The organism is Veillonella sp. VA142, assembly GCF_003992135.1.
Taxonomy (GTDB): domain Bacteria; phylum Bacillota; class Negativicutes; order Veillonellales; family Veillonellaceae; genus F0422.
The window spans coordinates 36,808-48,412 of the sequence record NZ_RQVN01000013.1 but is presented as its reverse complement, the minus strand read 5'-3'; the positions used below and the strand labels follow the sequence as shown (position 1 = coordinate 48,412).

Annotated in this window: 10 protein-coding genes; all 10 read right to left on the bottom strand. The window is 41.1% G+C overall.

Annotation, left to right across the window (positions count from 1 at the left end):
* Positions 1 to 287: 287 nt before the first annotated feature.
* The 10 genes from EO117_RS06320 to alaS all read right to left on the bottom strand — a co-directional run bounded on the left by EO117_RS06320 (position 288) and on the right by alaS (position 11,575).
* Entirely contained in the window at positions 288 to 2,378 is a 2,091-nt protein-coding gene (locus EO117_RS06320) for a DUF4261 domain-containing protein (RefSeq protein WP_126939634.1), read from the bottom strand.
* A gap of 77 nt (positions 2,379 to 2,455) precedes the next feature.
* A complete protein-coding gene (locus EO117_RS06315; protein ID WP_126939633.1) occupies positions 2,456 to 2,680 on the bottom strand; it encodes a DUF4911 domain-containing protein in 225 nt (74 codons plus the stop codon).
* Positions 2,681 to 2,708: 28 nt separating this feature from the next.
* A complete protein-coding gene (locus tag EO117_RS06310) occupies positions 2,709 to 3,941 on the bottom strand; it encodes a U32 family peptidase (protein WP_126939632.1) in 1,233 nt (410 codons plus the stop codon).
* 3 nt (positions 3,942 to 3,944) lie between these two features.
* Positions 3,945 to 4,541 (bottom strand): O-methyltransferase, encoded by a 597-nt coding sequence (locus EO117_RS06305; protein ID WP_126939631.1) that lies wholly within the window; start codon positions 4,539 to 4,541, stop codon positions 3,945 to 3,947.
* Positions 4,531 to 5,538, bottom strand: a complete 1,008-nt coding sequence (mltG, locus tag EO117_RS06300; RefSeq protein WP_126939630.1) for an endolytic transglycosylase MltG — start codon at positions 5,536 to 5,538, stop codon at positions 4,531 to 4,533. The genes EO117_RS06305 and mltG overlap by 11 nt, the downstream gene beginning before the upstream one ends.
* Before the next feature lie 217 nt (positions 5,539 to 5,755).
* Positions 5,756 to 7,849, bottom strand: coding sequence for a DUF4261 domain-containing protein (locus EO117_RS06295; protein WP_126939629.1), 2,094 nt, complete (start codon positions 7,847 to 7,849; stop codon positions 5,756 to 5,758).
* A gap of 110 nt (positions 7,850 to 7,959) precedes the next feature.
* Positions 7,960 to 8,232, bottom strand: a complete 273-nt coding sequence (locus EO117_RS06290) for a DUF1292 domain-containing protein (RefSeq protein WP_009352989.1) — start codon at positions 8,230 to 8,232, stop codon at positions 7,960 to 7,962.
* A gap of 10 nt (positions 8,233 to 8,242) precedes the next feature.
* Positions 8,243 to 8,653, bottom strand: a complete 411-nt coding sequence (gene ruvX, locus EO117_RS06285; protein WP_126939628.1) for a Holliday junction resolvase RuvX — start codon at positions 8,651 to 8,653, stop codon at positions 8,243 to 8,245.
* A complete protein-coding gene (locus EO117_RS06280) occupies positions 8,653 to 8,913 on the bottom strand; it encodes an IreB family regulatory phosphoprotein (RefSeq protein ID WP_126939627.1) in 261 nt (86 codons plus the stop codon). Before EO117_RS06280 ends, ruvX begins: the two co-directional genes overlap by 1 nt.
* Positions 8,914 to 8,965: 52 nt before the next feature.
* The gene (gene alaS / locus EO117_RS06275; protein ID WP_126939626.1) at positions 8,966 to 11,575 is read right to left on the bottom strand and encodes an alanine--tRNA ligase; all 2,610 of its coding nucleotides are present in this window, start codon (positions 11,573 to 11,575) and stop codon (positions 8,966 to 8,968) included.
* Positions 11,576 to 11,605 lie beyond the last annotated feature (30 nt).

The following is an 11,605-nucleotide window of genomic DNA, read 5'->3' as shown; positions in this document are numbered from 1 at the left end:
CAAATTTATGGTGTAGATTTATCTTGATTTTTAATTACGCTTATGTTTAGCTATTTTTTATGACAAATTAATTTGTGCTTGACAGTATTTTTTTATAATATATTTAACTTTTTTCTAACTTAAAATACAAATAAAAGGGCAATAGCTTTCCTCCTTACTAACAATACCCATCCCTCTTGTATATGCGTAAGGCTATACAACTGCTGATACAACAAAAGGGGCTGTTGGTATTCTACAAGCCCCTTTATCATTTATGTGTTTACGTATTTTTTCCTTGTACCACGTATTTAGTCTTCTTCACTTTCATCAAAGAAAATCTGTATACTTTGCAATCCATCCGCATGGACCGGCTCATTAATATGAACTGTCATTTGCTCGTCATCGTTGCGACCAACGGAATCACCATCTTCTACTGTTGTATCTGATGTCAAGACATAGTCTGCCACGCTTAGTATATAATTCCAAGCTTTCTCTGGATGCCACGGACAATGTATAAACTCTACATTTAATTGTTTAAATAATTCCATACCACTAGTTGATAAGGAAATGGTGTCATCGTCTTCAAAATCCATATCTACCCAAATTAAATTTGCCATAGGCAGCATATCATCTCGCAACTGTTCCGTCTCTTCATGGTACTTACTAGCTTCGTACAAAACGCCATTTGTATATATGGCACTAACTCCAGCTTGCTCCGTTGCCACTGCCAAAAGCTTAGCGAGCAAAATCCCCTCTTCCAAGGGGTTACCAGGTCCTTCTACAATACTAATTGCCACATGGCTCGTATGATTAAGTACCACATCCAATGCATCATCCCAAAGGTAATTCCGTGTAGCACCCTGCATAACTGCTTCCATCGGCATAGCAAAGGAGAATGGTGCCACCACTACTTTATAGTCATCAATCACTAAAAAGTGTGCTTCTTCCATATCCTCTTCTTCCACAGAATCTACATCTTTTGTGGCAATGGCTGCACGAACTTTCATCCCTTCGGGACTCGTAATGGACTCAATATCCCATTTAGTGAGCAAGTCCTTTTTAAAACGATTCACATCAAATTCTGCATTGTCCAACAGCACCATACCCATAAAGCCACGTTTACCGACCATAGGTCCAATGCCACCAGTACCTTCTAGAATTTTTTCCGCCAAATTCCGCATTGCATCAAACAATAGTTGATTCTCTGCACTTTGTACATCAGCCATATCTATATCTAGGCTCATCGTTTTCTGTATGATACTTTCAATTAAGTAATCACCTACCCTATCGGATTGTCCTCTCATAAGTACTAACAAGGCTTCGCTGAAAGAAGATCCCAACAAAGTCAATGTGTTTGTATCTCCGTCAAAATAGATGACTTGCCCTACAGTACCAGATTTTGTTGGATTATAATCAATGTACAAACGGGACGCCTGTTCCCCTTCACCAGTAGCTGCAAAAAGACATACGTCTCTCTGTTTAGAAAGTGCTCGTACTTGCGATGGTTTTGTATCAGGACCTAGTATATCCATATTCATTATTTCTTGTCCGTGAAGATCAAATTCTAACATTTGACGTGCCGATAATAAATAGAATTGTTTATCATCATACATAAACATAGGGAATGTAACTTTCAAGGACGTATATTCCTTTTGGTAGGTGCCATTCACTACATTTAGCATGAAACTAAGTCCCTCTGGTGTGTGAGGATATCGCCGTAATAGGTTCATCCACTCTTGAGATGAAATCCCTTTCCACTCACCTTGGATAACATTCCATACATCCGGTACTAACCCACGATATACACGAGATATATCCGTCATATATCGTTCATGAATAGTAAGACCGGAGTCTACCACATCAATAGTAGCTCCCTTTCCCAGCGAGCTTCTCCGAAGATACTTCTCAATAGTGCTAACTGCAAGGTCTTTATCCGCCACATAATAGGTAAAGGTAGCCACTCCCTCTGGAATATGTAGCGTTGTGCTGCTGACAACACTATTCTCTTCCAAGGCCCTAGAGATCTTTGTATCCAATCGTTTAAATTGTTTAGCATCCCCTAAAGAGGCATCCAATACGACATGAATATGATGTAAATTACCTAATTCTGCAATGACATTCCCATTTTGATATAACTTAGCACCATACGGTATACCTAGTTCTTCCAAAGAAATGAGTATTTCCTCTACTAGTTCATCCCCTTCATCCATGGAAAATCGAAGTATACAATGGTCAATTTCACCATTTTCTTTATACACGGATTCTCCTTCATGGATAGTACCCACGTCCGTTAATTTATGTTCTATCAGCACTTCCAAGGAAGCCCTACAGGAATCGTCAAATTGGGCTGGAATATATAGTTCATACGAGATTTGTTGTTTCTTTTTTTCTGTTGCCATATCTCTTAGTTCTCCACTTTACTCACCAATACGTAATACTAGTACAACTTATATGGTGCCTCTCTTTCAAAACTTGCTTACCTCAAGAGAGTCACAGAAATAGGTAAGGATTGCAAAATTTGTTTTGCTAACTCACGTGTTGATTCTGTGGTCCGAACCATACACAACCCCTCTGCATTGACCGTTGTCATTACCCCTACATATTCATAGCCTTCTAAAATGCGATTTACATAATTCGTATGTTGTCGTTCAATCTGAAAGTACACATACTGCGGATCATAAAGAATCTCTTGCTCTTGCATCTTGGCCCTCCCCTTATGTAGTACAAAATTATTTTTGTTTTGTTTCACGACGCATCATAGAGTATTCTTCTAATGGTGTATCAATGTATAGGCGTAATTTCATTTGCGCATGTTTTGCCACGTCAATATCATTGCCATCTTCATCAGTCATACGAGTAATTACGTGCTTCACCAATGGCCCATGCGGTTGACAGAATTCTACTGTTTCCCCGACTTTAAAGTTATTGCGTTGTTCCATGTACGCATAGCCTTCTTCTGTATTGTACCCTTCTACAAGACCAATGAAATCATGGGTTTGCGTATTGGAAGATTTCCCATAGTTTTGCGCTTCTTCCCCTGGCTTTTCGATGGCAAAGGCTTCTGTGTATGGACGGTGAGAGATTTTTTCTAATTCTGCATACCATTCATCCCGTACATACCAATCGTCCCCTTCTTCTAGGAACTTATCGATAGCTTCCCGATACACTTTAGATACAGTTGCTGCATAGTGTACAGACTTCATTCGGCCTTCGATTTTCAAGCTGTCTACGCCTGCTTTGTATAGCTCTGGAATATATTTCAACAAGCATAAATCTTTGGAATTAAAGATGTATGTACCATGTTCATCTTCTTCGATTGGGTAATATTCGCCAGGACGGTTTTCTTCTACCAAATTGTATTTCCAACGGCACGCTTGTGTACAAGCACCACGGTTCGCATCACGGTTGGTCATATAGTTACTCAACAAGCAACGACCAGAGTAAGAAATACACATAGCACCATGAACGAAGGCTTCAATTTCGATATCTGCTTTTTCGCGCATAGTCTTGATGTCCTCGATGCTTACTTCACGGGCTACTACTACACGAGCTGCCCCTTGTTCTTTCCAGAACTCTGTTGTCAAATAGTTCGTTGTATTGGCTTGCGTGCTCACGTGCAACTCTAATCCAGGAGCCACACGTTTTGCCAGCAAGAAAATCCCCAAATCTGCCACGATGATAGCATCCACGTTGATACTTTCCAAGAATTGTAAGTACTCTTCTAAGCCTGTTAGGTCCTCATTGTGAGGGATAATATTACAAGTCACATAGATTTTTTTGCCATGGCTGTGTACAAACTCTACAGCCTCTTTCAATTGATCATTGTCAAAGTTAGAGCTAGCGGCACGCAAGCCAAAAGCACGGCCTGCACAATATACGGCATCTGCACCGTAGCGAATGGCCATTTTTAATTTATCCATATTACCAGCTGGGGCTAGTAATTCCATATGTCGTTTCGTCATAATCTATCCTTTCCATACACTAACACTCATACCATCTCCCATAGGGTAAATGGTGGTGTTGTAGTGTTCTTTTTGTTCTACATAAGCCAAGTACTCTTGCAACCGCTTCACAATGGTTTTAAAGCGACGTGGTGGTTCTTTATCTCCTCGTACATAGCCACGAAATAACACATTATCGGCTAATACCACAGCACCATCAGCTAATTTTGGTTCAATTAATTCCAACTGTTTTAAGTACTGCCCTTTAGGACCGTCTAGGAACACCAAGTCAAAAGGCCCTTCCACCGTTTCTAATAATTCTGTGGCATCTCCTTTCAGTAATGTAATTTTATCCCCGTACTCCGACTGCGAAATAAAATGAGTTGCCATCCCATGGCGCACAGCGTCTAATTCCATGGTAATCAGCTGTCCTTCTTTGTCCATATGCTTTGCCAATAACAAAGACGAATATCCGATAGCAGTCCCTACTTCTAGCACACGTTTCGGTTTGTACAAACCAATTAAGTCTTCAAAGAGTTCTACTTCTGATTCTCTTAAAATTGGTACATCATGCAAGAGCGCATAAATGCGTTGTTCATTTAAAATCTCTTTAATTTTCATAAATTTGATCCACTATTTTTAAATGTTCTTCATAGGTTTTTGTGAAATGATGATGCCCCTCTTTATCAGCTACAAAGAATAAATAGTCTGTTGGTGGCGCATACAAAACGGCTTCCATCGATTTGATACCTGGGTTCGCAATCGGTCCAGGAGGTAATCCTTTATGAAGGTATGTATTGTACGGACTTTCTAATTTTGTATCTTCAATCGTAATCAGTGGTTTTGGATATCCTAGAATATATTGGATACTAGCACAAGACTCCAAAGGCATGCCTGTTTTTAAACGCTGACGGAATACTGCCGCAATGATGGGTCTATCCTCGTCAAACTTAGCTTCTTTTTCCACTAACGATGCTAAGGTGATGAACTCAAAAATAGTCATTCCTTGCGCTTCTATATCTTGACGCATTTTCGGGGTCAATTGGCGATTCATTTCATCCGCCATAATAGCCATCACATCTTCTGCTTTGCTTCCTACTGGAATCTCATAGGTGCTAGGGAATAGGAATCCTTCTACCCGATAGGTAACCGGTTTCGTACCCACCATGTACTCATAAGGCGTATAGGTCTTGCCATATTCCATGAAAGCATACTGCGTATCGATACCTTGTTCTTCGATACGCTTTCCAATTTCACCGATGGTAAATCCTTCTGGAATCGTTAGCTTAACTGTTTTCAATCTCCCTTGTTGGAGCAACCCAATAATCTCACTTAAACTAGAGTGATGAGGAATTTGATAATACCCATGTTGCAGCTTGTCCATGGTTCCCGTCAGACGCAAAGCTCCACGGAATATCGTAGGTGACGTGATGAGGCCTCTTTCATAGAGCACATCCCCAATTTCTGCCCCCGTTTGGTTCTCACTAATGACAACCGTTTCTACATCCTCCTTAGAACCACCTGTCCAAGGAATATAATACATACCTGCTAGCACACCAACTACGGTCACTAACAGAATCGCTACACATCCGTAGATGTATTTTACATATTGTTTCACAGCAATCTCCTTTTCAATGAATACTATATTATACCATTTTTAGTATATATATAGCAATTTTTCTATATAGCATAGATCAATCTAGGGACTACACTCACCAATGCTATATGGTTGACCTGTGAAAGTACTCCCTACTCCGAATTACAGGGACCCCTAGGGACACCATCCCGTTCATACAGAAAAAGGGCTGTTACGATTCGACAGCCCCTTTCATTATTTATTCTTCTTCACTTTCAGAAAAGAAAATTTGTATACTTTGCAATCCATCTGCATGGACTGGTTCATCGATATGAACTGTCAGTTGTTCTTCCTCTGTTCTGCCAATAGCATCACCGTCTGTTAGTTCTTTCCCAGATGTCAGTACATATTCCGCCACGCTAAGGATATAATTCCAGGCACGCTCTGGATCCCATGGACAATGCAAGAATTCAACATTTAATTGGTTGAACTCTTCCATGCCACTGGTATACAAAGATATGGTTCCATCTTCTTCAAAATCGATATCAATCCACACAAGGTTCACCATAGGCAACACATCATCTCGTAGGCGTTCTGTTTCTTTGTAGTATATGTCCGCTTCATAGAGGACTCCATTCGTATAGATAGCAGTAGCTCCTGTTTGCTCTGTTGCCACTGCAAGTAACTTCGACAGCAAAACACTTTCTTCCAATGTATTACCCGTACCTTCTACGACACCAATTGATACATAGCCCGTATGTTTCATAATCACTTCTAAACCATTATCAAATAGGTAATTCCTCAGCGCCCCTGCTTTTACAGCTTCTACTGCTTCTACCGGCATAGCAAAGGGAAATGGTGCTATCATCACTTTGTAGTCATCAATAATTAAAACGTGTGCTTCCTCCATATCTTCTTTTTCTACAGAGTCCATATCTTTCGTAACCAGTGCTGCTCCCGCTTTCATACCATCTGGACTTGTGAGGGACACAATATCCCATTGAGCGAGCAAATCCTTTTTAAATTGCTCCACATCAAAGGTGGCATTTTCTAACAATACTATGCCCATACATCCACTTCTAAGGGTTGTAGGACTCGTGCCTTCTTCCATGGTACTTTCAGCTAGCATAGCCATGGTACTCATCATGAGCTGATTTTCATCGCTGTTGAAATCCAATGTTTCTACATTCAAATTCATGATGTGTTCCATAACGCTTTCTAGAATGGAATCCGCTAAATTGTCAGACATTTCATCCATAATCTCTAACAAGGCGTGACTGAAAGACGGCCCCAACACCTCTAGCATATGCGCGTCCCCATCGTAATAGAGCACTTGTCCTACATGACCAGATTTTGTCGGATTATAGTCAAGGTAAAGTCGCGATGCCTCTTCCCCTTCCCCAGTAGTCGCAAACAGACACAAATTTCTCTGTTTAGAAGCACTCCGTATTTGTGATGGTTTTACATCAGGCCCCAGTATATCCATGTTCATCACATCTTGACCTTGAAGATCAAATTCTAACATTTGACGTGCTGACAGCAAGTAGAATCGTTTGCCTTCGTAGAGGAACATAGGGAATGTGACCTTCATAGATGTGTATTCCTGTTGGTACGTACCATTCACAATATTAAGCAAGAAGGTAAGGCCTTCTGGTGTGTCTGGATAGCGTTGCAATAAGTGCATCCACTCTCGGGAAGAGATGCCTTTCCACCCATTTTTAATCGCAGACCACAAATCAGGCACTACCCCACGATAGATGCTATATATATCTGTCATAAACCGTTCATGAATCGTAAGACCAGAGTCTACCACATCAATCGTAGCTCCTGTTCCTAGCGCACTGCGACCAAGATACTTCTCTATGGTGCTCACCGCAAGGTCCTTATCTGCTACATAATACGCAAAGATAGCCACTCCCTCTGGAATACGTAGTGTGGGATCGCTGACAACATTATTTTCTTTCAAAGCCTTAGAAATTTTTGTATCCAACCGTTTGAACTGTTTCACATCTCCTAATGATGCATCCAACACAACATGGATATGATGTAAATTACCTAATTCTGCAATGACATTTCCATTTTGATATAACTTAGCACCATAAGGTATACCTGCTTCTTCCAAACAGAGGAGTATTTCCTCTACGAATTCATCCCCTTCATCCATGGAAAAGCGAAGTACGCAATGGTCAATGACACCATTTTCTTTATACACCGATTCTCCTTCATGGACAGTTCCTGTATCTCCTAACATATCCTCCATCAGCGTTTCTAATGACTCTCGCATTACCTCGTTAAATTGGGCGGGAATATATAGTTCATACTGAATTTGTTTCTTCTTTTCTTCTATTGCCATATCGCTTAATTCTCCACTGTACTCATTATTTCTAAGTATGATTACCACTATACAGAAAAGAGCTGTAACTACACTGCCTATCGGCAATCTGTTACAGCCCTTACTAGCGATTAGTCCATTTCTTCGTATAATTTAATGACTGCATCGAATTCTTCATCAGTTGGAGCCACGTAAACTTGTTCTCCCTCTTCTTCATCAATGCGTGCAATAATCACTTCTGGTTCATCATGTTCAGTGTCTTCTTCTGGAGGAAGAGATACTAAAATCGCAAATGCTTTTCCATCATGTTGAATTAGCATTTCCTCTTCATAGTACATTTCTTCCCCATTTTCGTCTTCAATGACAATTACAGATACTTCACCTTCGTAACCTTGTTCGATCATGGTAACCTCCTTATGAACGACTATCTAAATAGCCTTGTAAAATGACAACTGCTGCCATCTTATCAATGACTTCTTTCCGTTTTTTACGACTTACATCAGCAGCAATTAGAGATTTTTCTGCCATCACAGTGGATAAACGTTCATCCCAAAATACAACTGGCGTAGAGATGACTTCTTGCATCTTTTCTACAAAGGCTTCCGTTTTTTCAGCCCGTTCCCCTTTAGTACCATTCATATTTTTCGGCATTCCCACTACAATGGTGTCTACCTCGTATTCACGGATTAATTCCGCAATGCGCTGAAAGTCTTTTTCGTGTGACGTTCGACGAATGGTTTCGATGCCTTGCGCTGTGATATACAGCGCATCACTGCATGCCACACCAATCGTCCGACTTCCCACATCGAGTGCCATAATTCGCATTATAATTGTTTCGCTTTCACATACTCTTTTACAAGTTCTTCAATAAGCTCATCTCGTTCGATGCTACGAATATCTTTCCGCGCATTATTATAACTTGTAATATACGTTGGATCCCCCGAAATGAGATATCCTGTGATTTGACTAATCGGGTTATACCCTTTTTCCACTAGTGCTTGAAACACATGTTGGAATACTTCTTCTGGCGTTAACGGCGTAGTTTGTACCGGTTTAATCACCATTGTTTTGTCTGAAAGATTCATATAATCCCTCCTTATTATGAGTTTTCTACTGAAAGTCTCATCTATTGCGAGCTTATCCAACCATGGAGTGGATGGCTTCTTTACCTGCTACTAAGGCTTGGTCCATAGCCGCTGGATCTTTACCACCAGCTTGCGCCATATCTGGACGGCCACCGCCATTACCACCAGCCGCTTGGGCTGCTGCTTTTACGATGTTACCGCAATGGATACCTTTACCGACTACGTCTTTCGTAGCCATGCAGACGAAGTTCACTTTATCGCCACCAGCTGATCCTAAAAGAACAACACCAGAGCCGATTTTATCACGAACCATATCTGCCATATCACGCAGTTCACCCATATCGGATACTGGTACAGATGTCACTACAGCTGTTACATCGCCTACTGTAAATTGGCCTGCTAAGACACCATCAAGGTTACCGCTATTCAACTCTTTTTTTACTTGATCTAGCTCACGCTCTACAGCTTTTGCATGGTCAAGTACTTGTTGTACTTTACCTACTACTTCTTGGGGTTTTGCTTTCACAAGAGAGGCAACAGATTTTACTGTGTGCTCTTCTTGTTGCGCTAAGGCAAGAGCTGCTTTACCTGTCACCGCTTCGATACGGCGTACGCCAGAACCAATACCGCCTTCAGATATGATTCGGAATTGACCGATAAAGCCTGTATTTTCTACGTGGGAACCTCCACATAATTCGATGGAGAATTCTGGTACAGAAATCACACGTACTTCGGAACCATATTTTTCACCGAACAATGCCATTGCTCCTTTTGCTTTTGCCACATCAATAGACATAATTTCTTCTTCCAATGTTACAGCACGCAGAATTTGTTCATTCACCATGTGTGTGATTGTTTGTAATTCTTCTGTTGTCACTGGGGAGAAATGTGTAAAGTCAAACCGCAAGTATTCTGGCGTTACCAAAGAACCGGCTTGGTTAACATGTGTACCCAATACAGAGCGCAGTGCAGCATGTAATAAATGGGTCGCTGTATGGTTGCGCGCCATATGTTGACGACGTTCTACATTTACTTCGAAAGTCACTTCGTCATTCACAGAAATGCTACCTTCTACTACAGTCCCTACATGGTACGTAGTGCCTTCTGGTAATTTTTTCGCTGTGTGCACTTCTACTTTGCCCAATGGCCCTACGATGAAACCAGTGTCACCTAGTTGTCCGCCCCCTTCTGCATGGAATGGAGTCGTTTTTACGATGATTGTCACATCTTGACCATCTTCTGCACGGTCGATCGCTTTCGCCCCTTCACCGATTAACAATACGGTGGATGCTGTAGCGCTTTCATCGTCAGAAATATGTTCGTTGGATAAATGCGTAATATCTGGCGTTGCCACTTTTGCATCTACATCTTCACGAGCCTCACGAGCACGAGTACGTTGCTCATTCATGGCACTTTCAAAACCAGCTTGGTCGATGGTGAAACCTGCTTCGTGAGCGATTTCTTCTGTCAATTCCCAAGGGAATCCGTAAGTATCATATAATTTGAACACGTCTTGACCAGGTACAGTGGTAGCACCATCAGCTTTCAATGTGTCCAACAATTGGCTTAACATATCAAGGCCAGATGCCAAAGTTTGGTTAAAGCGTTCTTCTTCATTTGCCACCACTCGTTTTACAAAGTCTTGTTTCTCCACAATATTGGAAATGGCACCGCCCAAAATGTCTACTACGATATCTACTAATGGTACCAAAAATGGTCCTTGAATACCTAATAGACGACCATGACGAACAGCACGGCGCAAAATGCGACGAAGCACGTATCCACGGCCTTCATTAGATGGTAACACACCATCTGCAATCAATGCCACAATAGCACGAATATGGTCAGCGATAACTTTCAAGGAAACATCTGTATTCGCATCTGTATGGTATGTCACTCCTGCTTTTTTCGCTGTCGCTTCAATGATTGGGAAAATCAAATCTGTTTCAAAGTTGCTTTCTTTATTTTGTAGTACAGATGCCAAACGCTCTAGACCAGCGCCAGTATCAATGTTTTTCTTAGCCAATGGCTCGTACGTACCTTCTGCAGTACGGTTGAATTGCGTAAATACAAGGTTCCAAATTTCAAGAAAACGATCGCAATCACAACCTGGTGCACAGTTTGGATCATCGCAACCACGTTCTGGTCCTAAGTCGAAGAAAATTTCACTATCTGGACCGCATGGGCCTTCACCAATTTCCCAGAAGTTATCTTCCAAACGGCTGATGTGGTTTTCTGGTAAGCCAATTTCATTATGCCATGTATCGTAGGCTTCTTGGTCATCTGGGTAAACAGTGACATATAACTTTTCTTTGTCCAATTTGATAACTTCTGTTAAGAATTCCCATGCCCAATGGATGGCTTCTTTTTTGAAATAATCACCAAAAGAGAAGTTACCCAACATTTCAAAGAATGTATGGTGACGTGCTGTACGTCCTACATTTTCAATATCACCTGTACGAATTGATTTTTGGCTCGTCGTAATACGTGTACAAGGTGGCACTAATTTACCCGTAAAAAATGGTTTCAACGGCGCCATACCAGCACCGATCAATAACAAAGATGGGTCGTTATCCGGAACAAGAGAATAACTCTCTTGTTTTAAATGTCCTTTACTTTCAAAAAAATTCAAATACGCTTGGCGTAATTCATTTCCTGTCATGGTTTCCCTCCTAAAATTGTCTATTATCTT

What these genes read in the sequence shown, in the direction of transcription:
- EO117_RS06320 (WP_126939634.1), bottom strand. Translation starts at nt 2,378, where the DNA reads ATGGCAACAGAAAAAAAGAAACAACAAATCTCGTATGAACTATATATT.
- EO117_RS06315 (WP_126939633.1), bottom strand. Translation starts at nt 2,680, where the DNA reads ATGCAAGAGCAAGAGATTCTTTATGATCCGCAGTATGTGTACTTTCAG.
- EO117_RS06310 (WP_126939632.1), bottom strand. Translation starts at nt 3,941, where the DNA reads ATGACGAAACGACATATGGAATTACTAGCCCCAGCTGGTAATATGGAT.
- EO117_RS06305 (WP_126939631.1), bottom strand. Translation starts at nt 4,541, where the DNA reads ATGAAAATTAAAGAGATTTTAAATGAACAACGCATTTATGCGCTCTTG.
- EO117_RS06295 (WP_126939629.1), bottom strand. Translation starts at nt 7,849, where the DNA reads ATGGCAATAGAAGAAAAGAAGAAACAAATTCAGTATGAACTATATATT.
- EO117_RS06290 (WP_009352989.1), bottom strand. Translation starts at nt 8,232, where the DNA reads ATGATCGAACAAGGTTACGAAGGTGAAGTATCTGTAATTGTCATTGAA.
- ruvX (WP_126939628.1), bottom strand. Translation starts at nt 8,653, where the DNA reads ATGCGAATTATGGCACTCGATGTGGGAAGTCGGACGATTGGTGTGGCA.
- EO117_RS06280 (WP_126939627.1), bottom strand. Translation starts at nt 8,913, where the DNA reads ATGAATCTTTCAGACAAAACAATGGTGATTAAACCGGTACAAACTACG.
- alaS (WP_126939626.1), bottom strand. Translation starts at nt 11,575, where the DNA reads ATGACAGGAAATGAATTACGCCAAGCGTATTTGAATTTTTTTGAAAGT.